Here is a 19,488-nt window from a genome sequence, read left to right as displayed (position 1 = left end):
TTCCGGCGTATAACCTTCATCACCCATGAAACACGAATTTAAAACTTATACCAACGAACAGATCCTGGATTTGGTCCGTTCCGGGAATAGTGCTGCCTTTCATGAACTTTATTACCGTACAAGAAATAAAGTAACTGGTTTTGCTTACCGGTTTCTTCGGGATCAGCAGGAAGCTAAGGAGCTTGCTCAGGAAGTATTCGTTAATTTATGGGAAAACAGGGCTAAGATAAATCCAGAAAAAGCGCCCGAAGTTTTACTTTTCGTAATGGTACGGAGCCGGTTTCTTGATTCATTAAAACGTAAGGCCAGGCTGCTTTCTTACATAGAAAAGGAGTTTCAGGAAGAGGCTGATTGGTGCTCGACGGATAATTATATGAATTTTAAAGAATGCAGTGAGATATTTACCCAGGCAATTGAAACATTGCCTAAACAAGCCAGAATTATTTATCTCCTGAGCCGTGATAACGGATGGTCGCACAGGCAGATCTCACAACACATGCACCTTTCCAAAAAAACGGTTAACAATCAAATCACAAAATCTACCCGCCATATCCGCCGTTATTTTATGCACTTATCCCCTGAAACCGCATTGTCGGCAATGCTGTTGTTGCATCTGTTTCTCCCCGACTTTGTATAGGTTCCCTTTCTGATTATCCTGAGTAAAAGCTATTGTCCGTAAGGACAATTTTTGTTTAATGGCGATTTTTAGTAAAAGTCATTTACCCCCCGGGATATGACCGCTGTTTTCTTAACTACCCCAAACGTCCTTTCAGTGGACCCTCTGTAATATCCGTGTTTAACAATCCTGTATCGTTAATGTAACCTGTGCTATGGCTAATCATATATTTTTAAATTATTGTATTGTAATACAGGTAGTTGTAGATTATTAAAAATATAGGATGGGTATATCGGCGGTTTCAATCTTACTACATATATACGCGATATATTAATAGATAAAGAGATAGTGAATAATAACGACGAATTAAAAAAACTGTTTAAACTCTACCTGGAGGGCAAAGCGAGCCGCCAACAGGAAGAGGAAGTATTACGTTATTTAAGCAGCCACGATAACGATGATGAACAGTTTTCTGATTTGATTGAAGAAGCCTGGGCCAATGAGCCAGCCATTCGCGAAGATTCATTTGAAATTGATAGGGAGTTCGAAGAAATTATAGCCCGGTCGGAAGAGCGGGAGCAAACCAAAACCCGTCGTTTTCGCTTATGGAAATACGCGGCTTCCATAATTGTTGTTTGTACGGCTGCGCTCAGCTGGTATAGTTATCAAAAAAATCAGATCAAGCCAGTACAAACTATTGAGGTATTTAGCAGGAGTACCGGGCAGGGCGAGAAATTGAAGGTTGTTCTTTCTGATGGTACTGTCGTTTATCTTGGCCCTTCCTCTAAAATTACCTGGCCTTCTCTTTTTGTAAAGGGGCACAACCGTAATATCAACCTGGAGGGGGAAGGCTTTTTTGAAGTGAAACGCGATACCCTCAGCCCTTTTATTGTGCATTCAGGAAACATGCAAACGAGGGTGTTAGGTACATCATTTAATATAAGCGCGTACTCGTCCGACAGAACATTCAGTGTAGCGGTTCGTACCGGAAAGGTGCGCGTTTCTGAAATTAATAAAGGCGTTCTAAAAAGCCTCTCGCTGCTTACACCAGGCATGAAACTGGATTATACACTTCGAAGCCGGCACTACATAGTTAATGAAACAAGAAAGGATGATATCAATAGCTGGACAGCCAACCGTTTCGTTTTCAGGGATGCCGGCTTGCTTACCATGCTCAGTAAACTGGAAAGGTATTACAACGTGCGATTTGATATTAAGCCGTCGGGACTTACCAATAAACGCCTGTTCAACGCTACATTTAATCAGAAAAATATAAAAGAGGTAATGGAGCAGGTGAAAATGATGAGCGGCGGGCAAATTCACTACAATATAAACAGGGATACACTAATTACGGTATGGGGGGAGGCAAGTAAATGATTAGTTAATTACTAAAAGCGTGTCAATGATATTTCAATTGGCATAGGAAACATACATATGAATCGGTCACAAAAAAACCGCCCTGCGTCAACAAGGCGGCCAATAAAAATTGTTTTTAACTCGTGAAAATTAAAAAACATAATAAATCTATGAAAATAGGTTTTTACTTAACTATACCCAAATATTTTTTTCCTGAAAGCCGCAAGGCTGTCCTGATGTTTTGCCTGTTGCCCCTTATCTTATTACAGTCGCTGTATTCGTATTCGGCCGTTAACCAGAACAACGAAAAGAAGATCAGCCTTAAATTAAATGCTGTAACTATACCCGAAGGTATCACCGTTTTGCAGGATAAAGCCGCCTGCGTTATCAACTACGATAAAACCATATTTAATTCCAGGCAAAAAGTTAGCCTCGATGTTAAAGACGCATCGCTGCAGGATGTGTTAAAGAAACTTTTGCTGAACACACGCGTAGGTTTCAGGTTTGCAGATGCGAACACCGTTATATTATATAAACTGCCCGATGCTGTAAAACCCGGTAAAATTGCCGGAAGGATACTGGATGAAAAAGGGGAAACACTGCCGGGAGCTACCATAAAAGTTGTGGAGAACGGTGCCGGTACCCAATCGGGTGCCGATGGGGGCTACATTTTAAGCATAGAGCCCGGAACCTATACTTTAGAAATCAGCTACATTTCATTTCAAACCCAGCGCATAACCGGCGTAGTTGTGCTGGAAGGCAAAAGCACCCCGTTAGATGTTGCTATGAAACCGGATACCAGGGGACTGAGTGAAGTAGTTGTTACCGCAAGTTACCGGAAAGCATCTACAGAGGGCCTGCTGGCTCGCCAAAAAAATGCCGCTGAAGTAAGCAACGGAATAAGTGCCGAACAGATTGCAAGAACACCGGATAAGAATATTGGGGAGAGCCTGAAGCGCATCAGCGGGGTAAGCTCTGTTGATAACAAGTTTATACTGGTTCGCGGTATTGGCGAACGTTATAATTCGGCTATGCTTGATGGTACGGTATTGCCAAGCACCGAGGCGCAAAGCCGGAATTTCTCATTCGACCTTATTCCCTCTAATCTGGTGGATAATGTGGTGGTAAGTAAAACCGTTACCCCGGATATGAATGCCAGTTTCGGTGGCGGCCTCGTTCAAATCAATACCAAAGATATACCCAATGAAAACTTTATGAGTTTTACTGCCGGGGCATCCTATAACGACCAAAGTACCGGGAAAGAATTTTTAAGCCGCAAACGGGGCAAATATGATTACCTCGGTTTTGATGATGGCAGGCGCGACTATCCTAAAGGTTTGGTACATACCGAAGGCGCGACACGTGAGGTGATCGACGCGCAAAGCAGGAGGTTTACCAATGATAATTTTACGGTATACCGTACCAAAACAGCGCCATCACAAAATTATCAGTTTACTATTGGCCGCCTGTTACGGTTAGATACATCCAGCAATAATAAATTTGGCTTCACCGGCTCCCTTAGCTATCGTAACACACAAAATATTAATATTATAGACGGCCAGAGAAGACTTAGCAGCTGGGATGAAGGCTCTACCAATAACACAGGTAAAACCTATGGCTTTAATACCACCTTTGGCGGATTGCTGAACGCGGGTTTCCAATTGGGTAAGAACAGGTTCAGTTTTCGAAATACCTATACACGCATGTTCGATAATACTTTCGTGAGGATGATTGGGTATACTGATGATGCGCCTCAGGGTAGCAATGTTGGAGTTCCTCCTACCCGTATTCAGGAAGTGGATGATCCTACATTTACAGATCTGCTGCAAAATAAATTGAGCGGCCAACACCAGTTAGGGAAGGTGAAAATAGAATGGGATGCGGCACGAACCAGCGTTAACCGCGAAGAGAAGGATTTAGGCATTGCTGAACAAACCGTTAGGTTATTAGGAAAAGAATATACCTATTTTTATCGCGCAGGCAGCAATACAGAACCAAGGATAGAGCCTATATCCCGGCACCATTACCATAATAAGGAACAGCATTATTCATGGAATTTATCGGCTACCGTACCTTTTACGCTTGCTGGCATTCGCAGCACTGTAAAAACCGGCTATTTTGGCAATCGGAAAAACGCATCATTCGATTGGCAGATCGCTGCTTTAACGGCAGGGCCGGAGTTGCCTGATTCTCTTAATTATATCCCTATCGGTGATATGATAAAACCTGAAAATATAGGTGCTAACCGTTTTCAGTACACTGTATCTCCTTATTGGCTTGATGCTTATAGAGGCAAAAGCCGTACACATGCCGGCTATGTTATGTTTGATAGCCGTTTGTTAGAGAACTTGCGCTTGGTTTGGGGTATTCGTGGTGAGTATTACAAGTATACCGAGATTCAGAATGGTGTTAACGAGCGACTGACCGTTTTCAGCATTAAGCCCGACCCTCGCTGGCAATGGCTGCCCTCAGCTAACTTAACCTTTATCCCAACTGATCGTGTTAACGTGCGCGCGGCTTTTTCCAGCAGTGTTGTTCGTCCGGAACTTATGGATAACAGTCAATTTTGGCGTTACAGCCCCTATCTCGGCGCGCAGTACGGAAACGAAGGTTTGTTCAGTACGAGAATTAACAGCTGGGATTTTAAAACCGAATGGTTTCCTGATTTGGGAGAGATTATATCAATTGGCGGGTTTTACAAAAAATTTGATAAACCGGCCGAGCTTTCCATTAATACACAAGCAAATGGCTCACCCTCATATTACCTGAGAAGTTCTGAGTGGGCCAAAGTATATGGGCTCGAATTGGAGCTGCGCAAAAACTTAAGTTTCATTTATGATAACTCAATTTTAAAGAGTTTAGTTATTTATGGCAATCTCACCCTGCAAAAATCTAAAGTACGAAGCACTTACCTTGTAAAGAACCCCGATCCGGACAGCCCCCCTTTATTAGCACCAAGTAACCAAACCCGCCCTATGTACGGGCAAACACCTTACCTCATCAATTTTGGAATTCAATACACCGGCGAACAGTTAGGATTAAATCTGGCATATAATAAAACCGGTTACAAAACATACATAGTAGGCGCATTGCCAATAGATGTGGAGTTTGAAAAACCCCGTGAGCTATTGGATGCGCAAATCAGCTACAGGTTGATGAAGAAACGGTTGGAGATTAAGCTTAATGCGGGAAACCTGCTAAACTCGGCCTCTGCTTTTTACCTGAATACGGGTAGCTACGAAAGCAATCCGGATTATGAGGGTGGCACAGGTGATATAAGCAATTCGTACAGGCTTAAACCCGGCTTTAGTAATAAATACGAAGATGGAGACAGGGAAACTTTCAAACAAAAGTTCGGACGCACCTTCAGTACTTCATTAACCTGGAATTTTTAAAAAGAATACATCATGAATGTAGAAATAGAAGTTAAATCATTTTTAAAGAGAGAAAGGAGGAAACCTTAAAGATGGTTTCCTGAACCAGCGGAAATAAAAAAACGAAGGGCTGTTTGAAGCGCACCCTTCGTTTAAATAAAAACCGATTTGAGTGAACTCACCGGTGATCAGGAACTAACCCGAATATTATATAGATAACGCCGTGTTGTGCCCAGGGCATAACACAGATCGCTCTTAGTCAGCATTTTTTGACTACTTGCAAAGATATAAAAAATTGTGGAAAAAATTATTTTACATAGGTAGGGACTACCAATTTTCCTGCCGCAAACTCTAATACTATGTTAAAAACAATAAAATTTTCAATGAACGCCGTTGCAGTGATCGCAATTGCAGCAGTTTCTCTTTCTTCCTGCAAAAAAGACTTAAACAGTGGTGCCGATAGTTTCAAAAATCGTAGCACAGCTGCAGCAGATTATTCAACTACAGGGTTAACCGTAGTGCCTGTAACCGCAGATATTACTGCTAACGCGCACTGGACAGCTAACAACATTTATGAACTGAGCGGCATTATTACTGTTAGAAATAACGCTACGTTAACCATTGATTCAGGTACTTATATCAAATCAACCGTAAACGTTGCCGGTTCAGCGAACGGTGTATTGGTAATTGCTAAAGATGGCACTATCAGCGCTGTTGGTACTCCTAACAAACCTATTATATTTACAAGCCGTTACCTGTTAGATGGTAATAATGCTACTGTTGGTCATCCTGGTGATTTTGGTGGTGTTATCATCCTGGGTGATGCCCAGATCAATACTGCCGGTGGCGACGCATTAATTGAAGGCTTGCCTAATGATCCAAAATTCCATTACGGTAGTTCAACTACTGCCGGTAATGTAGGCCGTACCCAAAGCTTTAAATATGTACGTATTGAGTATGCCGGTTATAAATTAGCCGAAAATATCGAAGTAAATGGCCTTACTTTAGGTGGTGTTGGTTCAGGTACCGCTGTGGATCACGTACAAACATCTTATGGTCTTGATGACGGTTTCGAGATCTTCGGTGGTAAAGTAAACGCGTCTTTCCTTGTAGCTCTTGGTAACGATGATGATCAGTACGATTTTGATGCCGGTTACACTGGTACTATCACCAGGGCACTTGCTATTGGTGATACCCTTTCTACACACAGCCAAAGCGGTGGTAATAGCGATTCAAACGGTATGGAAGTTGATAACAACGCAACTTCTCCATATACGTTAACTCCAAAAACACGCCCTGTTCTTAGTAATTTTACTATTAGCGGCGGCCGTATTACAGGCTCTCCTGCCGATTACAAATACGGTATTTTTGTTCGCAGAGGTGGTGAAATACAATTATCAAATTCTATTATCACCGGCTATCCTACAGGTATCGTTATTGACCCGCTTGCCGGAACTTCATCTATTGGTGCTAACAGCATTCATGGTTTTACTGCTGCTACATCACCTGCAATTGCCGGTAATACAACAGCAACAGGTTCACCTGCTAATCCTTTTACTATAACTCAGCCATTCTTTAACACTCCAGGCTTTGATTTCTTAGGTACAGGATCTCCATTGCGTGGTGCAGTTACTGCTACGCCAAAATGGACTGATAACTGGGCAAGATTTGCTTATTAATCCTTCTGTTTAAAAACGTAAAATATTAATGAACCATGATACCGGCCCCGGCTGGTATCATGGTTTTTAAAATGAAACCGAACTATATATGAATTATAAATTATATACTTTTTTTACCATTCTCTTTTTATCAGTGATCATCAGTTCCTGTAAGAAGCAAGAACCCCTTACGCCAAATGCCGAACAGCCTAAGGTTGTTTCATTAGCAATTATTGGAAGCACTACCGAAGATCTGGAATTTGTTTACAAGGATAGCGTGATCGCTACCGGTGTTGCTGACAACGGCAAGCAGTTTAATTTTAGCGCAAAACTTAATGTTGCAGGCCAAAATGCCGAGCTCAGGATCAGGAAAAAGGTATCGGGCGAAATTTTGGAAACCCGTACTATACATGAGGCTCCCTTTAACCAGGCCGCTTATGTATTTTATGACGGCAGCAAAGTTTACAATAAATCGGTAAGCTACCTTATAAAGGGCTACGCGGCCAGCGGCGAACTGGAATTTTTGCTTGACGGGAAAGTGATAGCTACAGGAGAGGCCAAAATAAACAATATCATTACATTTGGTATAGATGAAGGTACAGCCCGTGAAATAACGGTACGCAGAAAAGGTGAAACAGCTATTTTGCTTGCCAAGGACATCAATGCTTTACCTGCCGAACAATCATTAAGGTTTTTTTATGATGGTACCGGCATTGCCGATAATGTACAGCTTAACCCGCCCGTTAACACGGCCAACATGGCGGTAACCGCGCAATTTAAAACTGCAGTTCCGGATATGTTTTTGGGAGGGCAGGTAGATATCGTTTTTTATACATACAATTTCAGAACTGATGTTTATTCGAAACCCAATCCGGAGATCAGGTTTACCATGCCGGCTGATGGCTCGTTCACTTCCTTCGAATTACCACCATTACCCAATGCCACCGATTATGATTATCGAATTGTGATTTATAAAAAAGGAACCAATATTCAACCCTATGATGCCAGCAGCGGCGGTTTTGGGTCGGAGATACAGCCAAACGATGGGCGATATAGCGGACAAATTACATTTGAAGCGGGAAAATCAAAGATTTGGCTCATTGACGATTTTTGGACCTTAGACTCTTTTCCTCCAGATTATAATTTTGTTAACGCTTTTGGCGCAGGTATAAATGATCTGTCTCAATATTTTGACTGATAATTTGGCTTTGAAAATGATTTTGTAGTGAAAATATATTAGATAAGAGAATTTTTGATGGTGTATATCACAACCAAACGACGGCTGGATGCGCATTGTAGCCTACAGGTGTTGGAAAGACTGTTTGTCATCTCGAAACGCAGTGAGAGATCTTCTTCATAAGGGCATGCCTGCTACTTGCCCAAAGCAGAAGGTTTCTCCTCGTACCTCGTTCGAAGTGGCAAAATTTAATCTTTCAACACCCATACATTGTTGCCATGCATAACGTATAGGATGTTCGATAAATACCTGTAAAACCTAAAATCGAATGTTAAGTTTTTGGTTCTCATTAAGAAATTGTTATCCTAAATGCATCAAATTTTCATTAAAACCGGATTAGAGCCATATTGATATTATGAACCGTTAGCAATGATGTTTTTGTGAGAATTTTAATAATACCGCGGAGACAAGTATAATTTGGCAATGTTTTAAAAATGCCACCATAATTTGCTACCGGCTGATATTAGAATTTGATTAGATCTGCTCTTAAATTTAACAACGGCTTTTTTCAAATAATTGAAATATTAACAATTTTTAAAGGTTTAAATTTTATTAAATAAACATTTAGTGTAAAGATAACAATCAATTAAAATACAGGATATCTCTTGTACGCAAATCCTTAACATCGCTAAAATACTTTCGTGTAAAAATTTAAATACATGAAAATATTTTTACTAAAATTGCGATACGTGGCAATATTAGCTGTAATAACGCTTGTTATTCCACAGCTTTTGTATGCTCAGAATGTACCCATCAGAGGTATCATTATCGATGAGCAAAATCAGCCCCTCCCGGCTGTAACCGTACAGATAAAAGGTACAACATTTGGAACCACCACCGGTAATGAAGGCCGCTTTACGCTTTCGGCAGCACGTGGGCAGGTTTTGGTTTTCAAATCAGTTGGGCTTGTAACCCAGGAAGTGGTAATTGGTACCGAAACCAATATCTCTATCCAAATGAAAAATGACTCCAAAGCGTTATCAGAGGTTGTTGTTACTGCTTACGGAATTAAAAAGGAAGTACGTAAGTTAGGTTATTCGGTTCAGGAAATTAAAGGATCAGACCTTGTTAAAGCCCGCGACCCTAACCCGATCAACAGCCTTGCAGGTAAAGTTGCGGGTTTATCAGTTGGTTCTAATGCTGAAATGCTGGGCCGCCCAACGCTGGTTTTACGCGGTAGTAAAGATTTACTTTTCGTGGTTGACGGTTCACCGGTAAACTCCGATACCTGGAACATCAGCCCTGATGATATTGATAGCTACACTATTTTGAAAGGCCCTAACGCTGCGGCACTTTACGGTACACGCGGTATAAACGGTGCTATTGTTATCACCACTAAAAAAGGCACAAAAGATGCAAAAGGCTGGGAAGTTAACTTTAACAGCAGTACCCTATTTGAGCGTGGTTTAATTGCTGCCCCGCAACCTCAAACAGAGTATGGCCGCGGTAACGGTTACCACTACGAGTACCAGGCTAAAGACAATAGCAACCCTTATATACCTACAGGCGATGTATTATATGATAATGCTAACCGTTTAGGTGAGTACGGCCCTCGTTTTGAAGGCCAGTTATTACGCCAGTATGATAGCCCGTATGATCCTGTTACAGGTGTTAGAACGCCAACCCCATGGTTAGCACGCGGTAAAAATAACTGGGATAACTTTATACAAACCGGTTTAATATCAACTAATAACATCGCGGTTGCTGCTTCTGGTCAAAATTACGCGTTAAGGATGTCTTACACGCACATGTACCAAAAAGGTGTTATGCCAAACACGCAACTGCACTCTGATAACTTTAACCTTGGTGCAAGCTATAACATTACACCAAAATTAACTGTAGAGGGTAATTTAAACTATAATAAGCAATATACGCCAAACATCCCCGATGTTAGCTACGGCCCTAACAGCTACATATATATGTTTAAAGTATATGGTTCTGCTGATTATGATGTTCGTGATCTTAAAGATTATTATAAAGGCCCGCAGGGTGTACCCGGCCTTGTACAGTATGCGCAAGAGTATGGCCGTTTAAATAACCCATACTTTATGGCCGACAAATGGTTACGCGGCCATGATAAAACCGACATTTACGGTTATTTAAAATTGAACTATAAAATAACTGATGACCTTAGTGTTTCATTGCGTTCACAAATTACTACCTGGAACCAGCAACGTACAGAGAAGGTGCCTTCATCAGCTAACTTAAATGCCTACACCTCATGGTATTACTTTGGTTGGTATGGTGACTATCGCCAGGATGACCGCAAGTTATTTGAAAACAATACCGATTTGCAGTTAAACTACAACAAAACGTTTGGTAAATGGTCTTTATCGGGCTTATTGGGTGCCAATCAGCGCTTATTTAAGTATGATTCGTTCTATGGTACTACCCGCGCGTTGGCATTACCTAACGTTTACACATTATCAAATTCTACGCAACCGGCACAAACCTATACCTGGACTTCAAAAATGCAGATATACAGTGCTTTTTACTCGTTTGATATTGGTTATGACAAGTATTTTAATATCAATACAACCGGCCGTTACGATAACCTGTCAACTTTTACAAAAGGCAACAGAGGCTATTTTTACCCATCGGTAGCAATTGCTTCGGCAATTTCAGATTATGTTGAGTTGCCTAAAGCGATCAGCTTCTTAAAAGTAAGAGGTTCTGCAGCAATGGTAGAAGCAGGCTTAACACAAGCAAATATAGGTTCGGCTTATTTGCAAAATACCGGTAACACTATCGGATCAAATGCTTTATTAGGTTATGGTACCGAGTTATATACTTCTTATGATGGTCCAAGTTATACTAACCAAAATACAGTAAGCTCAGTTACTTACTATAACAATACACCATCTGTTGCTTACTCAAATACGCTTGCAAATCCAAACCTGAAAGCGGAAAAACGTATATCTTACGAAACTGGTTTTGACATTAAGTTCCTTAATAACCGCTTAGGGTTAGATGCAACTTATTTCACTACTGATAATGGTCCGCAAATATTTGCGTTACCTGTTGCCCCGTCAACTGCAAGTACTGCTGCTAATTATAACGCCATTAAAACCAAGCGTGCAGGTTATGAAATTGCCTTAAACGGTTCTCCGTTCAGAAATCCTAATGGATTTTCATGGGATATCAACCTAAACTATTCAACCTACAAAGAAACCTTAACTGACCTTGTGGTTGACAGAGAATACCTGTCTATCCAAAACCACAACTTTAAAGTTGGTGACAGGACTGATGAAATATACGGTACAAAATACCTGAGAGATGGTAGCGGTAATGTTGTATATGATGCATCTGGTGCTTTGTTAAAGGCAACCGGTAGCAATACCCAAACTACAGGTTTATTAGGTCACTTAAATCCTGATTTTTCTTTTGGTATCAATAACCGTTTCTCATACAAAAACTGGAGCTTAAGTTTCCAGTTTGACGGCCGTATTGGTGGTGTAATTTATGATTATAATTATTACGCTGCGCGCCAGGGTGGTACTGATCTGTCAACCGTACAAGGTGTTATCGGTGCTGCACGTTTAGCTGAGTGGCAATCAACCAAAACCGGAACGCAGGCACCTACTCCGGCTTTAATAGGTAATGAGCTTGGGCAAGGTGTGGTTATAGTAAGCGGAACCCCGAGATATGAGAACGGCGTTATTGCAAACTTAGATGAATTAACGTTTGCACCAAACACTAAAGCGATCACAGTTCAGGGTTATTTAAACGGAAATATTAAAGCCATTGACGAGTCTTTCATGATCAGCAGATCATACGCTAAGCTACGCGAAGCAACTATTGGTTACACGTTCAATAAAACGTTCCTGCAAAAAGCGGGTATCAAAGCAGCTACAATATCATTAGTGGGGCGTAACCTGCTATACTTTGCAAAACGTAAGGATTTTGATATTGACCAATATGCTTCAGGTTATAACTCTTCTGACAATAGTGTTTCAGGAACAGCTTCAACCGGCGCGCTGCAAAGTTCAACCTTCCGCAGGTTCGGCTTTAACCTTAACCTGACTTTCTAAAAAATGTGTGTAACGATTAATAGTATTCAAATGAAAAATATAACCTTTAAAATATATGCTGCTTGTTTGCTGCTCGTACTTTTTGTATCGGGCTGCCAAAAGGGCAATATTACGGATAACCCAAACGCAGGTAACGCTAACTCTGTTGTGCCGGTTTCTCTTATCCTTAACCACATTACTGCCAACCTTATAAGGCCCGATGAGATGCCGTTTAACAGCAGCAATTTCATTGCTTACAAAGCAGGCCAGATGCAGGTTTCAAACTATGATAAATATTGGGGTAACAACGAAGATAGCTGGAGTTACAGTGGCCATAGCTACGAGATATTGAAATATGCCATTCAGTTAGAGGTACAGGCGCAGGCGCAATTTGGCGCTAACAGTAAGTATCTTGCTGTAGCAAAATTCTTTCGTGCATATTCTGCTATATGGCTTTCTCAGCGTGTGGGTGATATCCCAATGAGCCAGGCCGGTGACTTTATTAAATTCCCTTTACCGGTGTTTGACTCGCAAAAGGATGTTTACAAAAACTCCCTGGCTCTGCTTGAAGATGCCAATTCCATTATGAATGCAACCACCAATGCCCAACCGGGTGTGGTATTTGATAAAGGCGACATTTTTGGCTTTACCAACCTGCAATGGAGAAAACTAATAAATACGTATCGTTTAAGGGTTTTAATCAGCCTAAGCAAAAGAGCTGATGACAATGCCGATCTTAATGTTAAAACCCAGTTTGCGTCAATTGTTGGTAACTCAACAACTTATCCTATCATGACAGCGAATAGCGATAATATGGTTTACAAGTTTGTTGCTTCTAACCTATACCCGCCGTTTGCATCAGGTAACAACTCTTATAATAATTTCCAGAACGTGAGCAAAACCGTGTTGGATATTACAACATCAACACAAGACCCCCGTACTTATTTAATAGCAACACCTGTCACCGGTGGTAACATCGCTTCATTTAGTAGTTATGTTGGTGCAGATCCTGGTACAGCATTAGCAACCCTGCTAAATACAGGCGGTAATTACTCCGGTTTTAACGGTGCCCGTTATTTTGGTAGTAACGTTGGTGCAACTGCCGAGCCTTTTATATTTATTGGTTATCCTGAAATGTGCTTTAACATTGCTGAAGCTGTTAACAGGGGCTGGGTACCTTCACTTACTGCAACTGATGCCAAATCATGGTATGATAAAGGTATTAGCGCATCATTCGCTAACTTTGGCCTTAACACAAGTAATGCAACTGCTACCGTAAGCGTTTCTGACGTAGGTGGTAAAATCTTGGGCACGGTTAACACAGATAACGCGGCGTTTCTTAATAACGTGGCCTATAATGTTGGAAACTCAACTACAGCGCTTGCACAAATACTTCAGCAAAAATACATAGCCTTCTTCATGAACTCTGGCTGGGAAGCTTTTATGAATCATCGCAGAACAGGTTTACCTGCATTTAGCGAAGGTGGTGTAGGTATAAATACCGGCGCTAAATTGCCAAGACGCTGGTTGTATCCTTTAGACGAGATCAATAACAACAGCGCCAACTACCAAACCTCGGTTAAAAGCCAATTTGGTGGTACCGAAAGCGTAACTCAGGATACCTGGTTAACAAAATAATTTATTTTATAAATGTAAACAGGGCTTGCCAAAACAAGCCCTGTTTTTTAATTGATACAGTATGAAAAAGGCCTTTTTATTATTAGTGATAGTAGCCTGTGCTACAACCGTATTTGCACAGGTGGCAGACAGCGCCAAACGCCACGTAATACTTAATGGAGCTGCCAACTTCAGAGACCTGGGCGGCTACAAAACAAAAAGCGGCAAAACGGTTAAGTGGGGTAAGGTTTACCGCAGTGCCGATATAAGCAAACTAAGCGAAGCCGACCTTGCTGTGCTGACTGCCAGGAAAATTACTTATGATGTTGATCTGCGCGGACACGAAGAAGCACAGGATGCGCCCGATAAGCTTAACCCGGGGGTTGATTATGTTTTGTGCCCTGCCGGTAGCGATAGCATCAATATTAAGATGCGTAAAATAATGATGGCGCCTAATGTAAACGGCGACTCGGTAATGATCAATTTTTATAGCAACACCAATTACCTTGCAGATAGATACACGCCGTTCTTTAATAAGCTTTTATTGGTTCCGGACGATCAAAGTTTACTGTTTCATTGCACGGCGGGTAAAGACCGTACAGGCATTGCAGCAGCTTTGTTTTTATACAGCCTTGGTGTACCCTACAAAACTATTGTTGCCGATTATGTTGCTACAGATTATTATCGCCAGGCAGATAACGCACGTAGTGTAAAAGCCATGTCGGCAATGCATATTGATCCGAGTGTTGCTGTATCTATGCAAAGTGCAAAAAAGGAATACCTTGATGCAACGTTTGCGGCTATCAATAAAAAGTATGGTTCGGTAGATAACTTTTTGAAGAATCAATTAAAGTTGGATGATAAACAACTAACCGTTTTAAAAAGCAAGTACTTAGAATAGTATAAAACGGAAAGAAGTAGCCGGCCGCTAAAGCTGATCCTGATATACATAAGCGCTTATTTAAAATATTTAAGATTCGGCTTTAATTATTTGTGAACTTATGATATATTTGCGACCCGAACGGGGGATTAGCTCAGCTGGCTAGAGCGCTTGCATGGCATGCAAGAGGTCATCGGTTCGACTCCGATATTCTCCACTCCCCAATAATCAGGCTTTTAGATGTTAAATCTAAAAGCCTTTTTTTACGGCTTATCATTAATTATCCGCGCTGATGTCGTCTTTCTCTTCCCGCGCTTTGTAACTTTCCAGTGTTTCTTGCAATTGCTTTTTAATTTGTTTCACCAATATCCTTGGGCCAAGTACACGGAGCTTCGCGCCGAAGCCTAATAGCTCACGCTCTAATTCAAAATTCATAATTACACGGATGCTGAATATTTTGCCTGTTTCATTTTCACTTAACAGCTTTTGCGTATGATGCAGGGGCTTGGTTATTACATAGGGGGCATTTTTGGCATCTATCCAAAACACTACTTCTACATCGCGCTGACCGGGTGATTTGGTTACGCCTATCACATCGTTATAGTAGGTTGAAAAATCTATAGTGGTATTTTCTATGTAATCATCGTCGTGCGCGGTGATGGTTTGTATCCTGTCAAGCGCCAAATTAAGCAAGGGCTTATAGCGCTGGTGCGATACCCCCAATACAAACCAGCGGTTACGGTACTCTTTGAGCAGGTATCCGCTAAAACAAAACGTGCTGGCTTCGCGTGCCCTGAACGATTGGTAGGTTACGCACATGGTTTTCCTGGCAACAATATACTTGCGTATCACCTCTATCCATTCCAGGCCTTTCAGGTTATCGTTCTTTTCAAAATCAATTACCGGCGCGCTTTGTGTTTTTTGGGTATATATCTTGTCTTCCAGCTTACTAACCATCTCGTTGAGGTCGGTAAAGTGGCTGAAGCCCTTAAATTGTTTCAGTAAGTCCGATACTTCGCCCAGCACCTGCATGTCCTGCTGGTTTAGCGGACTATTGGTTATACTATAATTTTTATCGCTGTAGGTGTAATACTTTTTATCAACCACCACAATAGGCGCTTCGTAACCCAGCTTGTTGCTGCGCATCATCTCCATATCGGCCTGCACGGTTCGCCTGCTAACGCCGGTATCAATACCCTGGTACTCGTAGATAGCATCGCTGCAAGCATCAATAAGATCGTCCAGCGTCCATTTCTTGTGTCGGTTTTGCAGGCACTGGTCTATAGTGCGGTAGCGGATAAGGGCGTTGCGGTTAACGGGCATAAGGTTGTCTGAACCAAAATTTATAGAATTAAAGAATTGCCTGAATCATATGATCAGAATTTACAGGATTAAAGAATTTGCTGAATTACAAAGAGGCTAATCATCACCATGCATTCTGTAAATTCTAAAATTCAATAAATTCCGGTTCCAGACAAATTACATTCTGAAAATCCTAAAATCCAGTAAATTCTGATTAAAGATTACAAATTATTTTCAACTGCGCAAATACGCTGCGTAGTTGGTGTTTCTCTTTGTAGTGTCGAAAGGCTAAACCTGTTCACAAACGCCCCTCGCTCAATACCGGGCGAGGGGTTTTGGCCCGGCGACTTATTAAATTGTTAAATTACAAGCTCACGTTTATGAGAAAGCAAAATACAAACCCATCGGCCGTCGTTCAGGGAGCAGGGGTGCAAAAAGAAAAAGTAAGCAACGGCGAATTAAACGCGCTGGGTATTAATGAAATTGATATACTGGTGAATTTTAGCCGTGTGGCCAATGGTTTGCTAAAACACTGCGTAATGCCCAAGGCCGAAATACTGGCCAATTTAGAGGCCCTTATTAACGACCCTATACCTTACGCTCTTAAAAAAGGTGGCAAGTTTAAAAACTTGGCCGAAGATGTAATAGCCCTGCGTAAAGAAGGCAAGTTTGTTAAGCAGCAACGCAGCAACTTTAAGCTGAAAGAAGAGATAGTAGATTTCCCGGTGTGGGGATTGGAGCATATTGAGGTAGGGGCTTTAGCGCAAATGCGTACCGCTATACAGTTACCCATTGCCGTTGCCGGGGCGCTGATGCCCGATGCGCACCAGGGTTATGGTCTGCCTATTGGCGGGGTGCTGGCTACTACGGCCAATACGATAATTCCGTTTGCTGTTGGGGTGGATATTGCCTGCCGTATGTGTTTAAGCGTGTTTGATATACCCGCCGAAGCCGTAGATACCGAAACCGATAAATTGAAAGAAATACTGGTTGATAATACCTATTTCGGGGTAGGGTGCACTACCAAATCATACTTCGATAGTTCATTGTTTGATAGCAAAACATGGGGCGAAACCAAGCTGATCCGCACGTTGAAAGACAGGGCTTACGCGCAGTTGGGTACCAGCGGCACAGGTAACCACTTTGTGGAGTGGGGCGAGTTAACCATTGCCGAAGGTGCCTTAACCGGCATCCCGGCAGGCAGGTACCTGGCATTGCTTTCACACTCGGGTTCGCGCGGATTTGGCGGGGCCGTGGCCGACTATTACAGTAAAATTGCCATCTCCAAAACCAAACTCCCTGCCGAAGCCAAACATTTGGCATGGTTAGATTTGGATAAAGATGAAGGGCAGGAATACTGGATAGCCATGAACCTTGCCGGTGAATACGCCAGCGCCAACCACCACGAAATACACAACAAAATTGCCCGTGCATTAGGCATTAACCCGATCACCCGTATAGAGAACCATCACAACTTTGCCTGGAAAGAGCAACTGGCCGATGGTACCGAAGTAATGGTACACCGCAAGGGCGCCACCCCGGCCGGCGAAGGTGTGTTGGGTATTATTCCCGGCAGCATGAGTACCCCCGGCTTTTTGGTGCGCGGTAAGGGCGATGCCGCGTCAATTAATTCGGCAAGCCACGGGGCGGGCAGGGCCATGAGTCGAAGCGCTGCATTTAAAACGTTAGACAAAGCCGCCATTGCCGCCAATCTTATTGATAAGCGCATCACCCTCATGGGCAGCGATATGGACGAAGCCCCAATGGCTTACAAAGACATCCATACCGTAATGGCCGCCCAAACAGATCTGGTAGAAGTACTGGCCAAATTTGAACCAAGAATAGTGCGCATGGCCGACGCGAGGGAGAAACCAGAGGATTGATGGTGTATTGAACAATAAAGTAAATAATATGTGTTATGCAGTATTTATAGCTACCGCCGTTCCGCAACCAACTACCGCGTACGTTGCGGGTGTAACGGTGCTCAATTTAGAAACGCCGGATGACGACGCACTTACTAATCTGCGACAAAAATTCACTTTGCCGTATGTGTATTATTTAGGTTCATCATCCGGTTGTTCGTGCTATTTTGAGTTTCACTCCGATATGTTTAACGATCCCGAATGGCAGGATTGCAAGGCCTCGCCGCAAGCGTTGCTCAATTTGCTGAACGAGTTAACACTTACCGCCGATGTAGAGTATTACTGCTGCTGGGATGGCGACTGGGCCTATCCTCCCGAACATGCCCGTATCATAAACCCTGGCCACTGCACCCTCGAAGCTAACTACTTTGAACTGGTGGAGCGCGAGTATATCAGGTTTACCCGGGCCGATGCAATGGAGAAACCGGAGGATTGATGAGGGGAATGCATGGGCGTTCCCCTCGTACCTCGGGTCAGGCTTTACGTTCATACGCCCGCAGGCCTTGGGCGCATTGGCCGGTATCCACTTCAATCCTTAACGCAGGGGGCTGTTGGAATAAACGGGTGGTGCGAATGGGGAGAGAAGACACACGCCACAGGCGTGCGCCAGCGTAGGAATAGATTATATCAATATTTTTTCCATTCAATACTCTTAAAGCCGCTTTCCTTTGCCCATTTTGTCCAAACTGCTTCAATGATTTCGTTGTCTCTCAAACCTTGAGGATTTTTGTAGGTTTGAAACCTCGTATCTTTGTCTCGTTCGTGGGTCTCCAAAATATGAAGATTTATGTATTGATTTTTTTTGTTTTTAGAATTTGGCAAACCCAATGACTTATCTTTTTCAAGTGCAGTAGCAATGTTCACGCTATTGGTTACACAGTATTTTCGAACTTTATCTATCTCTGGAAGACCAAAGTAATATTGACTATTTCGGTGTTTGTCGAAAGAGTTGTACTCTAAATACCCATCTGTGAAAATATAAATGTGATTATCAAAATTAATGTAAGTCGTGTCAATTCCGTCCGGTTTAACCTTGTCTTCTTTTAGAATATCTTCATTTTCAATTTTCTCTGTAAGTAAGCTTATTAAATCTAAACCAGGATTTGATATTTTATTATAAACAGATTTTACAGAATCCTCAAAATCTACGAGTTTATTCTCTAATCCGCGGGTTTTATATTTCCCTGTTGAATTTATAAAACTTTGCTTGTCTCCTAAATTTTTCATCGTGTCCAAATCAATTTTAATTAGGCTTTTTTCCGAAAACGTAGAAAAGGAAATGCTTGATTTATCTCCAATTTTTTCACCCGGTTTAACACATTCGTTTTTGAAATACTGAACTATTTTATGGATTTCTGCAATGTCTTTTTGAGGGAATCGTTTATTTTCGATACGATTAGACAAATCGGAAATGATTATTATATTTTGATAAATCAAATGCTTATTTTGGATTTCCGGCCCGCAAGAAGCCATACTAATTACTGCTAAAAAAGCGATTAGGATTTTCTTCATTTAC

The 19,488-nt window shown here is 42.0% G+C and carries 12 protein-coding genes and 1 tRNA gene; 11 read left to right on the top strand and 2 right to left on the bottom strand.

What is annotated here, in order from left to right; translation table 11 throughout:
- Positions 1-25 precede the first annotated feature (25 nt).
- The 9 genes from AC07NA_RS24665 (at position 26) to AC07NA_RS24625 (ending at position 14,965) form a co-directional block, all read left to right on the top strand.
- Entirely contained in the window at positions 26-637 is a 612-nt protein-coding gene (locus AC07NA_RS24665) for a sigma-70 family RNA polymerase sigma factor (RefSeq protein ID WP_494900593.1), read from the top strand.
- 327 nt (positions 638-964) lie between these two features.
- Positions 965-1,993 carry a FecR family protein gene (locus tag AC07NA_RS24660; RefSeq protein WP_494900591.1) on the top strand — a complete coding sequence of 343 codons (1,029 nt, stop codon included), beginning with the start codon at positions 965-967 and terminating at the stop codon, positions 1,991-1,993.
- Between the two features lie 149 nt (positions 1,994-2,142).
- Positions 2,143-5,367 carry a TonB-dependent receptor gene (locus AC07NA_RS24655; RefSeq protein ID WP_494900589.1) on the top strand — a complete coding sequence of 1,075 codons (3,225 nt, stop codon included), beginning with the start codon at positions 2,143-2,145 and terminating at the stop codon, positions 5,365-5,367.
- A 338-nt stretch (positions 5,368-5,705) separates the two neighbouring features.
- Positions 5,706-7,025, top strand: coding sequence for a beta-helix domain-containing protein (locus tag AC07NA_RS24650; RefSeq protein WP_494900587.1), 1,320 nt, complete (start codon positions 5,706-5,708; stop codon positions 7,023-7,025).
- A gap of 88 nt (positions 7,026-7,113) precedes the next feature.
- Positions 7,114-8,202, top strand: a complete 1,089-nt coding sequence (locus AC07NA_RS24645) for a hypothetical protein (protein ID WP_494900585.1) — start codon at positions 7,114-7,116, stop codon at positions 8,200-8,202.
- A 698-nt stretch (positions 8,203-8,900) separates the two neighbouring features.
- Positions 8,901-12,272: a SusC/RagA family TonB-linked outer membrane protein gene (locus AC07NA_RS24640; RefSeq protein WP_494900583.1), complete on the top strand. Its 3,372-nt coding sequence runs from the start codon at positions 8,901-8,903 to the stop codon at positions 12,270-12,272.
- Between the two features lie 30 nt (positions 12,273-12,302).
- The gene (locus AC07NA_RS24635; protein WP_494900581.1) at positions 12,303-13,889 is read left to right on the top strand and encodes a SusD/RagB family nutrient-binding outer membrane lipoprotein; all 1,587 of its coding nucleotides are present in this window, start codon (positions 12,303-12,305) and stop codon (positions 13,887-13,889) included.
- Positions 13,890-13,950: 61 nt separating this feature from the next.
- Positions 13,951-14,769 carry a tyrosine-protein phosphatase gene (locus AC07NA_RS24630; RefSeq protein WP_494900579.1) on the top strand — a complete coding sequence of 273 codons (819 nt, stop codon included), beginning with the start codon at positions 13,951-13,953 and terminating at the stop codon, positions 14,767-14,769.
- A 122-nt stretch (positions 14,770-14,891) separates the two neighbouring features.
- A tRNA-Ala gene (locus tag AC07NA_RS24625) sits at positions 14,892-14,965 on the top strand.
- Positions 14,966-15,024: 59 nt separating this feature from the next.
- Here AC07NA_RS24625 and AC07NA_RS24620 read toward each other — a convergent pair.
- Positions 15,025-16,071, bottom strand: coding sequence for a helix-turn-helix transcriptional regulator (locus AC07NA_RS24620; protein WP_494900577.1), 1,047 nt, complete (start codon positions 16,069-16,071; stop codon positions 15,025-15,027).
- Between the two features lie 359 nt (positions 16,072-16,430).
- Here AC07NA_RS24620 and AC07NA_RS24615 point away from each other — a divergent pair, with 359 nt between their 5' ends.
- Both AC07NA_RS24615 and AC07NA_RS24610 read left to right on the top strand, forming a co-directional pair.
- Positions 16,431-17,933: an RtcB family protein gene (locus AC07NA_RS24615; protein ID WP_494900575.1), complete on the top strand. Its 1,503-nt coding sequence runs from the start codon at positions 16,431-16,433 to the stop codon at positions 17,931-17,933.
- Between the two features lie 28 nt (positions 17,934-17,961).
- Positions 17,962-18,408, top strand: coding sequence for a hypothetical protein (locus tag AC07NA_RS24610; RefSeq protein WP_494900573.1), 447 nt, complete (start codon positions 17,962-17,964; stop codon positions 18,406-18,408).
- 191 nt (positions 18,409-18,599) lie between these two features.
- Here AC07NA_RS24610 and AC07NA_RS24605 read toward each other — a convergent pair whose 3' ends face one another.
- Positions 18,600-19,484 (bottom strand): hypothetical protein, encoded by an 885-nt coding sequence (locus tag AC07NA_RS24605; RefSeq protein WP_494900571.1) that lies wholly within the window; start codon positions 19,482-19,484, stop codon positions 18,600-18,602.
- Between the last annotated feature and the right edge of the window lie 4 nt (positions 19,485-19,488).

The organism is Mucilaginibacter sp. GW821-FHT07G05, from assembly GCF_059418565.1.
Note: the sequence above shows the minus strand (reverse complement) of the source record. Positions and strands in the feature narration are given on the sequence as shown.

Excerpts from the sequence above, each read along its gene's own strand:
- AC07NA_RS24665 (WP_494900593.1), top strand. The coding sequence starts at position 26 with ATGAAACACGAATTTAAAACTTATACCAACGAACAGATCCTGGATTTG.
- AC07NA_RS24655 (WP_494900589.1), top strand. The coding sequence starts at position 2,143 with ATGAAAATAGGTTTTTACTTAACTATACCCAAATATTTTTTTCCTGAA.
- AC07NA_RS24650 (WP_494900587.1), top strand. The coding sequence starts at position 5,706 with ATGTTAAAAACAATAAAATTTTCAATGAACGCCGTTGCAGTGATCGCA.
- AC07NA_RS24645 (WP_494900585.1), top strand. The coding sequence starts at position 7,114 with ATGAATTATAAATTATATACTTTTTTTACCATTCTCTTTTTATCAGTG.
- AC07NA_RS24640 (WP_494900583.1), top strand. The coding sequence starts at position 8,901 with ATGAAAATATTTTTACTAAAATTGCGATACGTGGCAATATTAGCTGTA.
- AC07NA_RS24635 (WP_494900581.1), top strand. The coding sequence starts at position 12,303 with ATGAAAAATATAACCTTTAAAATATATGCTGCTTGTTTGCTGCTCGTA.
- AC07NA_RS24630 (WP_494900579.1), top strand. The coding sequence starts at position 13,951 with ATGAAAAAGGCCTTTTTATTATTAGTGATAGTAGCCTGTGCTACAACC.
- AC07NA_RS24620 (WP_494900577.1), bottom strand. The coding sequence starts at position 16,071 with ATGCCCGTTAACCGCAACGCCCTTATCCGCTACCGCACTATAGACCAG.
- AC07NA_RS24615 (WP_494900575.1), top strand. The coding sequence starts at position 16,431 with ATGAGAAAGCAAAATACAAACCCATCGGCCGTCGTTCAGGGAGCAGGG.
- AC07NA_RS24610 (WP_494900573.1), top strand. The coding sequence starts at position 17,962 with ATGTGTTATGCAGTATTTATAGCTACCGCCGTTCCGCAACCAACTACC.
- AC07NA_RS24605 (WP_494900571.1), bottom strand. The coding sequence starts at position 19,484 with ATGAAGAAAATCCTAATCGCTTTTTTAGCAGTAATTAGTATGGCTTCT.